Origin of the sequence: Streptomyces sp., from assembly GCF_031181705.1 — a bacterium.
In the GTDB taxonomy this organism is placed as follows: Bacteria; Actinomycetota; Actinomycetes; order Streptomycetales; family Streptomycetaceae; genus Streptomyces.
In genome coordinates, this window is the sequence record NZ_JAPSKN010000143.1 from 1 (window position 1) to 14,363 (window position 14,363).

Consider the following 14,363-nt stretch of genomic DNA (forward strand, 5'->3'; position numbering starts at 1 on the left):
GGCGCAGCCCTTCGGCCCGGTTGCGGTGCGGTGGTGCGGGTATGTGGTGAACGTTCCGACAAGGCGTCGGCAAGATGTTGCATTCGGTGTCTTGTCCGTGGTCACATGGTATCCAGTCCGTAGTTAGGTTCACCTAACTACGCCCGCCCCCGGCCATCAGGAGGCGTCCATGCCGGCTACAGAGAGCAAGGGGCAGCCGCTGCCGTTCGCGGTCGCCGGGGTGTCCATGCGTGAGCTGCTGGCGGCGGGCGAGGCCGCGGCGCTGATCTCCACGCCGCCGCGCGCGCCCGAGCCGGAGCTGTCGGGGCCGGTGGAGGACCACCGCGAGGCGGCCTGACCCGAACGGCAGGCCCTAGCGGACCACGACCACCGGGCGGCCGATCGTCGCGAACGTCCACATCGCCTGGCCGTCCGCGCGCGACTCCCGGATGCCGCCCGTGCGGATCCTCGGGTCGGGCGCGGCCCTCCTGGCGTCCACGGCCGAACTGAAGCCGACCACGACACCGTCCACGCTGGTGAACCGCACGACGTGCTCGACGGGGACGCCGTCGGAGCCGGTGACCGAGTTCGAGCGGGACGTGACCGCGTACCGGCCCGGCGCGGGGTCCACCGCACTCGGGTCCACCTCGAACGTCCGGGCGACCTTGCCGTTCGCGCCGACCAGCCACACCCGGTCCCGGCCCAGCGAGTACACGACCCGTGCGCCCTCGCCCGACCCGTCGGGCAGCGCGGCCGGGTCCTTCCTGGCCGGGGGCGCCTTCGAGGTGCCGGGCGCGGGGGTCACCCCCGCCTGGGCCCGGCCCGGCCCCGCGGGGAGGCTCGTGGACGCCTGGTGGGCGAGGTAGCCGACCGTCGCGAGGGCCGCGGCGGTGAGCCCGGCCACGATCGTCGAGCTGCTGACAGCCACCGGCGGCCACCTCCGGGTCGAGCGTCCCTGTGTACATGTCTCGTGACGGTAGGTGACGGTAGCAGCAGGCGGTGACCCGGCGGGCGCGGCCGTGCCGGGGCCCGGGGAGCCGTAGGCTGTTTGCGTGCTCTTGCTCGCTCTGGATACCGCCACACCCGCCGTCACCGTCGCACTGCACGACGGACACGACGTCATCGCCTCGTCGAGCCAGGTGGACGCCCGGCGGCACGGGGAACTGCTGCTGCCCGCGATCGACCGGGTGCTCGCCGAGGCCGGTCTGCGCCTCGACGCCGTCACGGGGATCGTCGCCGGGATCGGCCCGGGCCCGTACACGGGGCTGCGCGTCGGCCTCATGACCGCGGACACCTTCGGGCTCGCGCTCGGCGTCCCCGTGCACGGCGTGTGCACGCTGGACGGCCTGGCCTACGCCGCCGACCTGGAGGGCCCGTTCGTCGTCGCGACCGACGCCCGCCGCAAGGAGGTCTACTGGGCGCGCTACGCCGACTCCCGCACCCGCCTCACCGACCCGGCCGTCGACCGGCCCGCCGACATCGCCGAGCAGGTCGCGGGCCTGCCCGCGGTGGGCGCGGGCGCGCTGCTCTACCCGGACACCTTCCCCGAGGCGCACGAACCCGAGCACGTGTCCGCCGCGGCCCTGGCCGGCCTGGCCGCGGAGCGGCTGGCGGCCGGCGAGGAGCTGCCCGCGCCGCGGCCGCTCTACCTGCGCCGCCCCGACGCCCAGGTCCCCAAGAACTACAAGGTGGTCACCCCGAAGTGACCGATCCCGTGACCGACGCCGTGACGTGTGCGCTGCGCGAGATGCGCTGGTGGGACATCGACCCCGTGCTGGAGCTGGAGCGGGACCTGTTCCCCGACGACGCCTGGTCGCGGGGCATGTTCTGGTCCGAGCTGGCCCACGCCCGCGGGCCCGAGGCCAACCGGCGGTACGTGGTCGCCGAGGCCGGCACCCGGATCGTCGGCTACGCCGGTCTGGTCTCCTCCGGTGAGCAGGCCGACGTCCAGACCATCGCCGTCGCCCGCGACCTGTGGGGCACCGGGCTCGGCGGCCGGCTGCTGGCCGAACTGCTGCGCGCGGCCACCGCCTTCGAGTGCGCCGAGGTGATGCTGGAGTGCCGCGTGGACAACGTGCGCGCGCAGAAGCTGTACGAGCGGTTCGGCTTCCAGCCCATCGGTGTCCGGCGGGGTTACTACCAGCCGGGCAACGTGGACGCCCTGGTGATGCGCCTGACCGCCCCCGAGAACTCCGTACAAGGAACCGAGATCCATGGCTGACGAACCCCTCGTTCTGGGGATTGAGACCTCCTGCGACGAGACCGGCGTCGGCATCGTCCGGGGCACCACCCTGCTGGCCGACGCCGTCGCCTCCAGCGTCGACGAGCACGCCCGCTTCGGCGGCGTCGTCCCGGAGGTCGCGAGCCGCGCCCACCTGGAGGCGATGGTCCCGACCATCGACCGCGCGCTGAAGGAGGCGGGCGTCAGCGCCCGCGACCTCGACGGCGTCGCCGTCACGGCCGGCCCCGGGCTCGCCGGCGCCCTGCTGGTCGGCGTCTCCGCGGCGAAGGCGTACGCGTACGCGCTGGGCAAGCCCCTCTACGGTGTGAACCACCTCGCCTCGCACATCTGCGTGGACCAGCTGGAGCACGGCCCGCTGCCCGAGCCGACGATGGCGCTGCTGGTCTCCGGCGGCCACTCCTCGCTGCTGCTGTCCTCGGACATCACCTCCGACGTCCGCCCGATGGGCGCCACCATCGACGACGCGGCCGGCGAGGCCTTCGACAAGATCGCCCGAGTGCTGAACCTGGGCTTCCCCGGCGGTCCGGTCATCGACCGGTACGCCAAGGAGGGCGACCCGGACGCGATCGCGTTCCCGCGCGGCCTGACCGGCCCGCGCGACCCCGCCTACGACTTCTCCTTCTCCGGGCTGAAGACCGCCGTGGCCCGCTGGATCGAGGCCAGGCGGGCGGCGGGCGAGGAGGTGCCGGTGCGGGACGTGGCGGCCTCCTTCCAGGAGGCGGTCGTGGACGTGCTGACCCGCAAGGCCGTCCGGGCCTGCAAGGACGAGGGCGTCGACCACCTGATGATCGGCGGCGGCGTGGCCGCCAACTCGCGGCTGCGGGCCCTGGCCCAGGAGCGCTGCGAGGCCGCCGGGATCCGGCTGCGGGTGCCGCGGCCCAAGCTGTGCACGGACAACGGCGCGATGGTCGCCGCGCTCGGCGCCGAGATGGTGGCCCGCAACCGGGCCGCGTCGGGCTGGGACCTGTCGGCCGACTCCTCGCTGCCGGTGACGGAGCCGCACGTGCCGGGCCACGACCACGACCACGTGCACGAGGTCAGCAAGGAGAACCTGTACTCGTGACGGTCGCCCTGATGTGGGAGGCGCGGGCCGTGCCCGGGCGGGGCGGGGACCTGCTCGCCTGGGCCCGCGCCCAGGAGCTGGCCCGCGAGCCGCTGCGCCGCGAGACCCTGCGCGCCCCGCAGGACCGGGTTCTCGTCATCACCTGGTGGGACGCCCCGTACGACGCCGAGCTGCCCGAACTGCCCGAGCCGGACGGCGAGCTGGTCACCCGGGCCGTGCACCGCTGGCGGTTCGAGTCGCTGGACGGCGGCTGACCGAGAGCTCCCACGGCCTGCTCGCGACCCGGCCGCGCCACAGCAGCAGGCCGTTCCGGCGCTCCCAGTGGGCGACCAGCGCGGCCTGGCCCGCCCAGTCCAGGGCCGGCCAGAAGAGCACGCCCAGCGCCCACGGCTCCCAGAGGGCCGTACCCAGCCCGAGGACCAGGTACGGCACGAACAGCCGCAGGGCGAACGGCCGGTCGCGCAGGAAGCGGTCGGTGGGCGGGGTCCCCTCGGCGCCCTCCGAGGGCACGGCCCGCTCGAAGTCCCGCACCTGGCCGAACCACTTGATCCTGGTCGACTTCAGCAGGGTCCACACGACCAGGAGAACCAGCAGGCCGCCCAGGTACAGCGCCAGGGCGCCGGGCCTTTCCGGTGCGGAGAACCCGCGTACGAGGCCCAGCGCCGTCAGGGCGAGGGCCAGGGCCGCGAAGGCCGACAGCACGGCCCGCAACTCGTGGTGCAGCAGCCTGTCCAACGCGCCCCCCGACGCTCACCCCACCCCCGACACCTCCGTCTCGCACCGCAGCCGCCGGTCCGTCCCGGCGACCCGGACCGGACCCGTGAGCGTCAGACGCGTCGTGTGGCGCACGTCGGTGCTGGACGCCGCCAACCGTAGTTCCAGGGCGCCCGGCTCGACCACCCTGCGGCCCGAACGGTCGGTGAACGCCGAGAGGTCCGTGTGGAAACGGAACGTCACCCGCGCGGCCTCGCCCGGGGAGAGCGCCACGCGCTGGTAGCCGACCAGCCGGACGTCGGGGCGGGTCACCGACGCCACCGGGTCGTGCAGGTACAGCTGCACGACCTCCGCGCCCTCGCGGTCACCGGTGTTGCGGACCGTCACGGACAGGTCGCAGGCGCCGTCCGTGCCGATCCGCGCCGCGCCGCCCGTGACGTCCTCCCAGGCGAACGCCGTGTAGGAGCGGCCGTGGCCGAAGGCGTAGAGCGGCGTCGGGTCGAGGTTGCTGACCTCGCCCGCCAGGCCGAGGGGCGGCTGGAGGTAGGTCCAGGGCTGTCCGCCGGGCTCCCGCGGCACGCTCACCGGGAGGCGGCCGGAGGGGTTCACGCGGCCCGACAGCACTCCCGCCACCGCCGGGCCGCCCTCCTCCCCCGGGAAGAAGGCCTGGACGACCGCGCCCAGGCGGCCCTGCCAGCGGCCGAGGGCGTAGGGGCGGCCGGTCAGCAGCACCAGCACCACCGGCACGCCCGTGGCGACCAGCGCGTCCAGCAGCTCGCCCTGGACGCCCGGCAGGCCGAGGTCGCTCGCGTCGCAGCCCTCGCCCGAGGTGCCGCGGCCGAACAGGCCCGCCCGGTCGCCGAGCACGGCCACGCACACGTCCGCCTCGGCGGTGCGCGCGACGGCCTCCTCGAAGCCCGCGGTGTCCGGGTCCGTCACGTCGCAGCCCTGCGCGAACGTCACCTTGGCGTCGGGCAGTTCGGTGCGCAGCGCGTCGAGGACGGTCGGGATCTCGATGCCGGCCGGCACGCCGGGGTGATGGGTGAGCACGTGGGACGGGAAGGAGTAGCAGCCCAGCATGGCCAGGGCGTCGGCCGCCCGGGGGCCGACCACCGCGATCCGGGTGTCGGGGGCCAGCGGGAGCAGCCCGTCGGGGTTGTCGAGCAGGACCACCGACTCCTCGGCCAGGCGGCGGGCCAGGATCCGGTTGCCCGTGGAGTCCAGGGCGACGGGACCGGTGGGCTCGGGGGTCCAGTCCTCGTCGAGCAGGCCCAGTTCGCACTTCTGCAGCAGCACCCGGCGGGCCGCGCGGTCCACCAGCTCCTCGGGGACCTGCCCGGCGCGGACCGCGTCCAGCAGCGGCTGTCCGTAGCACCTGACGGTGGGCAGCTCGACGTCGATGCCGGCGGCGAGGGCCGCGTGGGCCGCCTCGGCCGGGGTGCCGGCGACGCGGTGCAGGGTCTGCAGGAAGGCGATGCCGAAGTAGTCGGCGACGACCGTGCCGGTGAAGCCCCACTCCTCGCGCAGCAACCGGGTCAGCAGCTCGGGGTCGGCGGAGGCCGGGACGCCGTCGGTCTCGTTGTACGCCGCCATCACCGAACGGGCCCCGCCCTCGCGCACCGCCATCTCGAAGGGCGGCAGGGTGACGTCCGCGAACTCCCGGATCCCCGCCCGCACGGGGGCGAGGTTGCGGGCGCCGGCCGAGGAGGCGTACCCGGCGAAGTGCTTGAGCGTGGCGACGACCCCGGCCGACTCCAGGCCCCGCACATAGGCCGTGCCGATCGTGCCGACCAGGTACGGGTCCTCGCCGATCGTCTCCTCCACGCGACCCCAGCGCGGATCGCGCACGACGTCCAGGACGGGGGCGAGGCCCTGGTGGACGCCGACCGAGCGCAGGTCCTCGCCGATGCGCCGGGCCATCTCCTCGACCAGCGGGGGGTCCCAGGCCGCGCCCCAGGCCAGCGGGACCGGGTAGGCCGTGGCCCGCCAGGCGGTGAAGCCGGCCAGGCACTCCTCGTGGGCGACCGCCGGGATGCCGAAGCGGCCGGCCTCGGCGATCCGGCGCTGGGCGCGGGCCAGGGCCCGCGCCCCGAGCGCCGGGTCCACGGGGGCGGTGCCGAAGGAGCGGGTGAGCTGGCCCAGACCGCGGGTGATCAGCTCGGCCCATTCCTCGTCGGAGTGGTCGACGCTCATGTCGTGCTGGTGCGGGGCGACTCCGTCGCCGTCCGTCGCGGCGCCCACCCACACGCCGTACAACTGGGCGGTCTTCTCCTCCAGGGTCATCCGGGAGAGCAGGTCGTCGACGCGGGCGGCGGCGGGCAGGGCGGGGTCACGCCAGGGCGCGGTGGTCATGAAGCTCCTGTCGGGTGGACGGGACGGCCCTCACGAGTGGTGCCGACGAGCGCGTGAACAGCGGTGTCCCGCGCCCTGTCTACGAATGTTTCGATATCGATGTCGAATGTTCCGGGAACCTATGGCGCGACGGGGACTTCGTCAAGGGGGCCCGCAGGGATACGATCGCCGCCATGACATCCCCGGAGCCCGTTGAAAGCCGGACGCAAATCCGGACGCAGGGGCGCACCGCGCAGACCGCCACGCTCGCCGAGATCGCCCGCGAGGCCGGCGTGTCGGCCCCGACTGTTTCGAAGGTCCTCAACGGCCGGGCCGACGTCGCCCCCGCCACCCGCGCCCGTGTCGAGGGACTGCTGCGCGCCCACGGCTACCGCCGCCGCCGGGCCGAGGCGACGCGTTCGCCCCTCATCGACCTGGTCTTCCACGAGCTGGAGAGCGCCTGGGCGATGGAGGTCATCCGGGGCGTGGAGAACGTGGCCCGGGACGCGGGCCTGAGCGTGGTGCTGTCGGAGAGCGCGGGACGGCTCACCCCCGGGCGGACCTGGGCCGACCAGGTCGCCGCCCGCCGCCCGCACGGCGTCGTCCTCGTGCTGTCGGGCCTCGACGAGTCGCAGCGGGCACTGCTCACCAGCCGCTCCATCCCGTTCGTGGTGATGGACCCGGCCGGCGACCCCGGCGCCGACGTCCCCTCGATCGGCGCGACCAACTGGCAGGGCGGCCTCGCGGCCACCCGGCACCTGGTCGAACTGGGGCACCGCCGGATCGGCGCGATCAGCGGGCCCTCGCAGATGATGTGCAGCCGTGCCCGCGTCGACGGCTACCGGGCCGCGCTGGAGACCGCCGGGCTGCCGGTGGACCCCTCGCTGATCGCGAACGGCGACTTCCACCACGAGGCCGGCTACCGGCGGGGCCTGGAACTGCTGCGCCGCCCGGACCGGCCCACCGCCGTCTTCGCCGGCAACGACCTGCAGGCGCTGGGACTGTACGAGGCCGCGCGGGAGCTGGGGCTGCGCATCCCGGAGGACCTGAGCGTGGTCGGCTTCGACGACCTGCCGGTGGCCCCCCTGGTCGGGCCGCCGCTGACGACCGTGCGGCAGCCGCTGACGGAGATGGCCGAGGCGGCGGCGAAGCTGGTCCTCGACCTCGGGCGGAACGAGGAGATCCCGGCGGCGACCCGGGTGGAGCTGGCCACCAGCCTGGTGGTGCGCAGCAGCACGGCCCCGCCCGCGTGAGACGCCGAAGTCAGTCGGTTGCGTTGTCGAAACTTTCGATCAGCCGGGGCGACCTTCGCGCAACCCCCGCCGGCCCCGGCACGGCACAACCCCGCGCGCCCCGGCGCGAGGTCCAACGCCTCGTGGAGTGGGGGCCCTTCGGTGCCAGGGGTGCACCTGAGGCGAGTCCAGGCCGCGAAGTCTGAGAATTTCCGAAGAAAACGCGTCCTGGATCCCCTGCCCGTAATAATTCGGACTTATGTTCCTGTCTGTGACGGGAGACGACGCGAGCGGGGACGAGGGCGCAAAGCCGGGCCGGCGGTCGATCGCCCTGCGGACCGCCGGCCTCACTCTGGCGGGACTGCTGGTGCTCGCCGCCGGTGCCGCCGGCTGGGCCTACTGGCACCTCAACAGCAACATCACCAGTGTCGACATCGACCACGCGCTGGGCGACAACCGCCCCCCGAAGCCGGTGACCACGCCGTCGCCCTCGGCACCGGACCTGCCCGGCGAGGCGCTCAACATCCTGGTGCTGGGCTCGGACTCGCGCAGCGGCGAGGAGAACCGCAGGCTCGGCGGCGGCGACAGCGACGGTGCCCGCTCCGACACGGCGATGGTCGTCCACCTCGACGCCGGGCGGACCAGCGCGACGGTGGTGAGCATCCCGCGCGACACCCTGGTCACCCGCCCGTCCTGCCCGCGCTCCGGCGGCGGTTCGACGGTGGTCTCCCAGCGGTCCATGTTCAACAGCGCCTACGCGGTCGGGGGTCCGGTCTGCGCGGTGAAGACGGTGGAGTCGATGACCGGCGTCCGCATGGACCACTACGTCGAGATCGACTTCTCCGGTTTCGCGAAGCTCGTCGACGCGCTCGGCGGGGTCACCGTCACCACGGACGAGGACATAGCCGACGACGACAGCCATCTGCACCTGAAGGCCGGCACCCACCACCTGGACGGCACCCAGGCGCTGGGCCTGGCCCGCACCCGGCACGGCATCGGCGACGGCAGCGACCTCGGCCGCATCGGCCTGCAGCAGAAGCTGGTGAAGGCCCTGCTGGACCGCATCGCCGCCCAGGACCTGCTCACCGACCCGGCCAAGCTGTACCGGGTCGCGGACGCGGTGACGGCCGGCCTCACCACCGACACCGGCCTGGACTCCCTGAGCGAGCTGACCGGCCTCGGTCAGAGCCTGCAGGGCCTGTCGTCGAGCCGGGTCCGGACGGTGACGATGCCGGTGGTGCGGGCGCCGTCGGACCCCAACCGGGTGGTGGCCGACGAGCCCGAGGCGCGCAAGCTGTGGGAGTCGTTGCGCTGACCTGCACGGATGCCGCCCGGAAAAAAATCCCGGAGAAAATCCGGTGCGGGTGTCGATCCGGCGGTCCGCCGTTCGACGCAGGGGTGAGAGCGGGGAGGGACCCCGCTCCGCGAGGCCCGAGGAGCCACCATGCCGCGCTTCATGACCCTGATCCGCGTCGACGAGAAGAACGCCCCCGCCGAGGGCCCGAGCCCCGAGCTGCAGGAGCGGATGGGCAAGCTCCTGGAGGAGATCACCAAGGCCGGGGTCATGCTCGACACGGCCGGTCTCACCCCGACCTCCGACGGCACGCGGGTGACCTGGGAGGGCGGGCGGCTGTCCGTCACCGACGGGCCGTTCACCGAGACCAAGGAGGTCATCGGGGGCTACTCGATCAGCCAGTGCAAGGACAAGGCCGAGGCCATCGAGTGGACCAAGCGGTTCCTGTCCCTGCACGAGGACTACTGGACGATCACCGCGGAGGTCCGGCAGATCGCCGAGGGCTGACCGGCCCCGCTTGGCGGGGAGGTGCCAGGGGTGTCTGATGGTGGGCTGTGACACCGCAGCCCACCGCCGGACCCGGCGCCTCCCGGACCGCCCGGGCGATCGAGACCGTCTTCCGCATGGAGTCGCCCCGGATCATCGCCGGCGTCACCCGGGTCGTCCGGGACGTCGGCATCGCCGAGGAACTCGCGCAGGACGCGCTGGTCGCCGCGCTGGAGCAGTGGCCGCGCGACGGCGTGCCGGACAACCCGGGCGCCTGGCTCATGGCCACCGCCCGCAACCGCGCCGTCGACCTGGTGCGCCGCCGGGAGAACTACGCCCGCAAGCTCGCGGAGATCGGCCGTGACCTGTCGGCCACCCCGCCCCCGGAGGAACCCGCCGACCCCGACGACATCGACGACGACCTGCTCCGCCTGGTCTTCACCGCCTGCCACCCGGTGCTGTCCACCGAGGCCCGCACGGCCCTGACCCTGCGTCTGCTGGGCGGCCTGACCACGGCCGAGATCGCCCGCGCCTTCCTCGTCCCGGAGGCGACGGTGGCACAGCGCATCGTGCGGGCCAAACGCACCCTGGCGACGCGGAACGTCGCCTTCGAGGTGCCCTGCGGTCCCGACCGCGAGGCCCGTCTCGGCTCGGTCCTCGACGTCATCTACCTGATCTTCAACGAGGGGTACGCCGCCACGGCCGGGGACGACTGGCTCCGCCCGGGCCTGTGCGAGGACGCCCTGCGCCTGGCCCGGGTGCTCGGCGCGCTCATGCCGAAGGAGCCCGAGGTCCACGGCCTGACCGCGCTCCTGGAGTTCCAGGCGTCCCGTACGGCGGCCCGTACCGGGCCCTCCGGCGAGCCGGTCCTCCTCAAGGACCAGAACCGGGCCCGCTGGAACCGCATGCTCATCGCCCGCGGCATCGACGCGCTGGGCCGGGCCGAGGCCGCCTCCTCCGGCGGCCCGGGGCCGTACACCCTCCAGGCCGCCATCGCCGCCTGCCACGCGCACGCCCCCACCTACGAGGAGACCGACTGGGCGCGCATAGCCACCCTCTACGGACTGCTGGCCGCCGTGTCCCCGTCGCCGGTCGTGGAGCTGAACCGCGCGGTGGCCGTGTCGATGGCCGCGGGCCCGGAGGCCGCCCTGCCCCTCGTCGAGGCCCTGGCCGGCGACGCCGCCCTGCGCGACTACCACCTGCTGCCCAGCGTGCGCGGCGACCTGCTCGCCCGCCTCGGCCGGGCCGCCGAGGCCCGGGCGGAGTTCGGGCGGGCGGCGTCCCTGACCCGCAACGCACGGGAGCGGGAGCTGCTGCTGCGACGGGCGGCGGAGCAGCCCTGACCGTCAGGCCGGGTGCCCGATCAGCATGGCCGGGGCCCCGGAGACCCGGGTCAGGAACACCGTCGCCGCGTGCGGCCCCTGCGGCTTGACCTTCCTGCGCAGCTCCTCCGGCTCGACCGCCGAGCCCCGCTTCTTCACCGTCAGCGTGCCGACCTCGCGCTCCCGCAGCAGGGCCTTCAGCCTCTTGACGTTGAAGGGCAGGTGGTCGGTGATCTCGTAGGCGGTGGCGTACGGCGTCGGCCGCAGGGCGTCGGCCGTGACGTACGCGATGGTCGCGTCGAGGAGTCCGCCGCCGACCCGGTCGGCGACCTCGGCGACCAGGTGGGCGCGGATGACGGCGCCGTCGGGCTCGTACAGGTAGCGGCCGGGCGGGCGGACGCCGGGGTCGGGCAGGCCGCGGGAGAGCAGGGTGCGCGGGCCCGGCAGCAGGGTGGCCCGGACGGCGCCCGGCTCGGTGCCGAACCACAGCACCGCCTCCTTCACGTCCCCGCCGTCGGAGATCCACTCGGCCTCGGCCTCCTCGGGGACCGCCTCGTGCGGGATGCCCGGGGCGAGCTTCAGCGCGGCGCGCGGGGCCCGGCGCGCGGCCGACACCGCCCAGGACAGCGGGGGCGAGTAGGCCTCGGGGTCGAAGATGCGGCCCCGGCCGCCGCGCCGCGCGGGGTCGACGAAGACGGCGTCGTAGCCGGCCGTGTCCACCTCCGTGACGTCCGCCTGCCGGACCTCGATCAGGTCCGCCAGCCCCAGTGCGCCGGCGTTCGCCCGGGCCGCCGCGGCCGTGAGCGGGTCCCGGTCCACGGCCAGCACCCGGATCCCGGCGCGGGCCAGCGCGATGGCGTCACCGCCGATGCCGCAGCACAGGTCGGCCACCGACGTCACGCCCGAGTCGGCCAGGCGCCGCGCCCGGTAGGCCGCCACGCTCGCCCGCGTCGACTGCTCCACCCCGTTCGGCGTGAAGAACATCCGCCCGGCGTCCTCGGCGCCGAACTTCACCGCCGCCCGCTGCCGCAGCCGCGCCTGCCCGAGCGCCGCCGACACCAGCTCGGCGGGGTGCTCGCGGCGCAGCCGGGTCGCGACGGCCAGCTCCCGCGCCGGGTCGGTGTCGCGCACCTCGTCGAGGAGGGCGCGGCCTTCGGGGGTGAGGAGGAGGGCGAGGTCGTTCACCCGGTCATTGTCGGCCACGGTGTGCCGGGGCGGTGCGTGTGGGCCAGTCGGTGGACGCGGGCCCGCCGGCCGCTGTGTCGGGGCGGGACCGCCCGGGCGGGCTGCGAGGATCCGGCACCATGCGAGCAGTCGTACAAAATGACAAAAGCCGGGCCTCGGGCGGTGCGCGGATCGGCCTGGCCGTGCTCGCCCTCGCCGCCATCGCCTCGGGCTGTGCGCAGGGCGGCGGCGACCAGGTCACCCCGGCCGGCGGACAGCAGCCCCTGGACGCGCCCCCGGCCCGCGCGCTCGACTCCTACGCCTCCAAGCTGCGCGCCGCGCACGCCGCCCGGGTCGCCGCCGCGCACCGGTGGGAGCTCAAGAGGGTCCCGCTGCCCGCCCCGCCGGCCCCCGAGCGCAAGCCCAGGATCAAGACCCGCAAGGGCTTCCAGGTGGCCGGCCACCGGCAGTCCGGTCTCCCGCCCGTCTTCACCCGGATCCCCACCCGGGACAAGGTCGTCTTCCTCACCATCGACGACGGGGCCGAGAAGGACCGGACGTTCCTGCGGATGATGAGCGACCTGGACGTGCCCTACACCGCGTTCCTCAGCGGCTACCTGGTCAAGGACGACCCCCGCTACTTCAAGAAGATGCAGGCCAGAGGCGTGGTGCTGAACAACCACACCCTGCACCACCCCTACCTGCCGGGCCTGTCCTACCGCGCTCAGAAGCGCGAGATCTGCGGCATGCAGCGCTACCTGCACAAGCGCTTCGGCAAGCGCCCCACCCTCTTCCGCCCGCCCTACGGCAGCTACAACCGCGCGACCCTGCGCGCCGCCAAGGCCTGCGGCATCGCCTACGTCCCGCTCTGGAACGAGGAGGTCTTCGTCGACCGCTGGGAGTACCGCGAGGCGGACCGCGAACTGCGGCCGGGCGACATCGTCCTCACGCACTTCCGCGGTCCCGGGGAGTGGGAGGGCACCATGCCGGACATGATCCGCCGCTTCCTGAACAAGGTCACGGCCGAGGGCTACGCGGTGGGGCGGCTGGAGGACTACCTGTGAGGCGGCCGGCCGCCGCCCTGCTCTGCGCGGTACTGGTCCTGCTGGCCGGCTGCGCGGGCACGGCGGGGGAGCGGCCGGGCACCGCCGACGGCCGGGCCCGGGACCCGGCCCCCGCCGCCCGCCGCCTGCCACCCGTCGTCGACCACGTCCCCACCCGCGACCCGGTCGTCTTCCTCACCTACGACGACGGCGCCGAACGCGACCCCCGCTTCGTCGGCCTGGTCCGCGCACGGCGCCTGCCGGTCAGCATGTTCCTCACCGACAGCGTCGTGGGGCCCGGCTACGGCCACTTCGCCCGGCTGCGCGCGGTCGGCGCGTCCCTGCAGAACCACACCCTCGACCACCCGGCCCTGCGCGGCCTGCCCTACGCCGGCCAGCGCGCCGAGATCTGCGGCCAGCAGCACAAGCTCCACGCCCGCTTCGGCATCCGCCCGCGCCTCTTCCGCCCGCCCTACGGCACCTACGACACCACGACCCTGCGGGCCGCCGCCGACTGCGGCATCACGGCGGTCGTGCTGTGGCGCGCGTCCCTGGGCGCCGGCGGGGACCTGACGTTCACCCGCGGCGAGCCCGGGCTGCGCGCCGGCGACATCGTCTCGGTGCCGTCGGGGGACGCCTCCCTGACCCTGACGGAACGGACGGCCGGGTTGCTGCGGGAGATCGAGGGGAAGGGCCTGCGGGTGGGACGGCTGGAGGACTACCTGTAGGCCGCGGCGGACGGAACCCTCCTGGCCGACGCGCCGCGGCCGATTAGCAGTCCGCTTGACCGAGTGCTAATCGCGGTCATAGTCTCGGCTCTGGCACTCGGCACAGGAGAGTGCCAACACAGCGACGGGCAGGTCCGGCACCCGCGACGACGGATCCACCTGGTCGCCACCTCAGACAGTTAACCCCGTGAGATCTCCGAAGGGGGAGGTCGGATCGTGACGACCACCAGCTCCAAGGTTGCCATCAAGCCGCTCGAGGACCGCATTGTGGTCCAGCCGCTCGACGCCGAGCAGACCACGGCCTCTGGCCTGGTCATCCCGGACACCGCCAAGGAGAAGCCCCAGGAGGGCGTCGTCCTGGCCGTGGGCCCGGGCCGCTTCGAGGACGGCAACCGTCTTCCGCTCGACGTTTCCGTCGGCGACGTCGTGCTCTACAGCAAGTACGGCGGCACCGAGGTGAAGTACAACGGCGAGGAGTACCTCGTCCTCTCGGCCCGCGACGTGCTCGCGATCATCGAGAAGTAATTCACCGCAAGCACCTTGCTTTGACTGCGCCCCTGGCCCCCGCGATCGCTAAGAAGCCGGGCGCCCGGGGCGCAGTTGCCGTTATCCCAGATTCCGGAAGAGGGCTCACGCTCCCATGGCGAAGATCCTGAAGTTCGACGAGGACGCCCGTCGCGCCCTCGAGCGCGGCGTCAACAAGCTTGCCGACACGGTCAAGGTGACGATCGGCCCCAAGGGCCGCAACGTCGTCATCGACAAGAA

Annotated in this window: 16 protein-coding genes; 12 read left to right on the forward strand and 4 right to left on the reverse strand. The window is 74.0% G+C overall.

Annotated elements, in window-relative coordinates:
• The first annotated feature begins 169 nt into the window (after positions 1-169).
• Entirely contained in the window at positions 170-337 is a 168-nt protein-coding gene (locus RIN80_RS22460) for a hypothetical protein (protein ID WP_309097441.1), read from the forward strand.
• A 15-nt stretch (positions 338-352) separates the two neighbouring features.
• Here the strand turns inward: RIN80_RS22460 and RIN80_RS22465 are convergent, their stop codons facing one another.
• Positions 353-907 (reverse strand): hypothetical protein, encoded by a 555-nt coding sequence (locus RIN80_RS22465; protein ID WP_309097442.1) that lies wholly within the window; start codon positions 905-907, stop codon positions 353-355.
• Positions 908-1,031: 124 nt separating this feature from the next.
• On the opposite strand from RIN80_RS22465, the gene tsaB reads away from it, so the two are divergent.
• The 4 genes from tsaB to RIN80_RS22485 are packed head-to-tail and all read left to right on the forward strand — an operon-like array spanning position 1,032 to position 3,538.
• The gene (gene tsaB, locus RIN80_RS22470) at positions 1,032-1,685 is read left to right on the forward strand and encodes a tRNA (adenosine(37)-N6)-threonylcarbamoyltransferase complex dimerization subunit type 1 TsaB (protein WP_309097443.1); all 654 of its coding nucleotides are present in this window, start codon (positions 1,032-1,034) and stop codon (positions 1,683-1,685) included.
• Between the two features lie 41 nt (positions 1,686-1,726).
• Positions 1,727-2,200 (forward strand): ribosomal protein S18-alanine N-acetyltransferase, encoded by a 474-nt coding sequence (gene rimI / locus RIN80_RS22475; RefSeq protein ID WP_309097455.1) that lies wholly within the window; start codon positions 1,727-1,729, stop codon positions 2,198-2,200.
• Positions 2,193-3,284: a tRNA (adenosine(37)-N6)-threonylcarbamoyltransferase complex transferase subunit TsaD gene (gene tsaD / locus RIN80_RS22480; RefSeq protein WP_309097444.1), complete on the forward strand. Its 1,092-nt coding sequence runs from the start codon at positions 2,193-2,195 to the stop codon at positions 3,282-3,284. Before rimI ends, tsaD begins: the two co-directional genes overlap by 8 nt.
• Positions 3,281-3,538, forward strand: coding sequence for a hypothetical protein (locus tag RIN80_RS22485; RefSeq protein ID WP_309097445.1), 258 nt, complete (start codon positions 3,281-3,283; stop codon positions 3,536-3,538). Before tsaD ends, RIN80_RS22485 begins: the two co-directional genes overlap by 4 nt.
• On the opposite strand, the gene RIN80_RS22490 is transcribed toward RIN80_RS22485, so the two are convergent.
• Positions 3,489-4,019, reverse strand: a complete 531-nt coding sequence (locus RIN80_RS22490; RefSeq protein WP_309097446.1) for a hypothetical protein — start codon at positions 4,017-4,019, stop codon at positions 3,489-3,491. The two genes, RIN80_RS22485 and RIN80_RS22490, sit on opposite strands and share 50 nt — an antisense overlap.
• Positions 4,020-4,034: 15 nt before the next feature.
• Positions 4,035-6,350, reverse strand: a complete 2,316-nt coding sequence (locus tag RIN80_RS22495; protein ID WP_309097447.1) for a glycoside hydrolase family 3 N-terminal domain-containing protein — start codon at positions 6,348-6,350, stop codon at positions 4,035-4,037.
• Between the two features lie 173 nt (positions 6,351-6,523).
• On the opposite strand from RIN80_RS22495, the gene RIN80_RS22500 reads away from it, so the two are divergent.
• From RIN80_RS22500 to RIN80_RS22515, 4 genes are all read left to right on the forward strand, one after another.
• Positions 6,524-7,582 (forward strand): LacI family DNA-binding transcriptional regulator, encoded by a 1,059-nt coding sequence (locus tag RIN80_RS22500; protein WP_309097448.1) that lies wholly within the window; start codon positions 6,524-6,526, stop codon positions 7,580-7,582.
• A gap of 238 nt (positions 7,583-7,820) precedes the next feature.
• Positions 7,821-8,876: an LCP family protein gene (locus RIN80_RS22505; RefSeq protein ID WP_309097449.1), complete on the forward strand. Its 1,056-nt coding sequence runs from the start codon at positions 7,821-7,823 to the stop codon at positions 8,874-8,876.
• 129 nt (positions 8,877-9,005) lie between these two features.
• Positions 9,006-9,362, forward strand: coding sequence for a YciI family protein (locus tag RIN80_RS22510; RefSeq protein ID WP_309097450.1), 357 nt, complete (start codon positions 9,006-9,008; stop codon positions 9,360-9,362).
• A gap of 47 nt (positions 9,363-9,409) precedes the next feature.
• Positions 9,410-10,684, forward strand: coding sequence for a sigma-70 family RNA polymerase sigma factor (locus RIN80_RS22515; RefSeq protein ID WP_309097451.1), 1,275 nt, complete (start codon positions 9,410-9,412; stop codon positions 10,682-10,684).
• A gap of 3 nt (positions 10,685-10,687) precedes the next feature.
• Here RIN80_RS22515 and RIN80_RS22520 read toward each other — a convergent pair whose 3' ends face one another.
• The gene (locus RIN80_RS22520) at positions 10,688-11,848 is read right to left on the reverse strand and encodes a class I SAM-dependent methyltransferase (protein ID WP_309097452.1); all 1,161 of its coding nucleotides are present in this window, start codon (positions 11,846-11,848) and stop codon (positions 10,688-10,690) included.
• A gap of 119 nt (positions 11,849-11,967) precedes the next feature.
• Here RIN80_RS22520 and RIN80_RS22525 point away from each other — a divergent pair, with 119 nt between their 5' ends.
• From RIN80_RS22525 to groES, 3 genes are all read left to right on the forward strand, one after another.
• Positions 11,968-12,891: a polysaccharide deacetylase family protein gene (locus RIN80_RS22525; RefSeq protein WP_309097453.1), complete on the forward strand. Its 924-nt coding sequence runs from the start codon at positions 11,968-11,970 to the stop codon at positions 12,889-12,891.
• Positions 12,888-13,598 (forward strand): polysaccharide deacetylase family protein, encoded by a 711-nt coding sequence (locus tag RIN80_RS22530; RefSeq protein WP_309097454.1) that lies wholly within the window; start codon positions 12,888-12,890, stop codon positions 13,596-13,598. Before RIN80_RS22525 ends, RIN80_RS22530 begins: the two co-directional genes overlap by 4 nt.
• A 216-nt stretch (positions 13,599-13,814) precedes the next feature.
• Positions 13,815-14,123, forward strand: a complete 309-nt coding sequence (gene groES, locus RIN80_RS22535; protein WP_053135717.1) for a co-chaperone GroES — start codon at positions 13,815-13,817, stop codon at positions 14,121-14,123.
• Positions 14,124-14,363 lie beyond the last annotated feature (240 nt).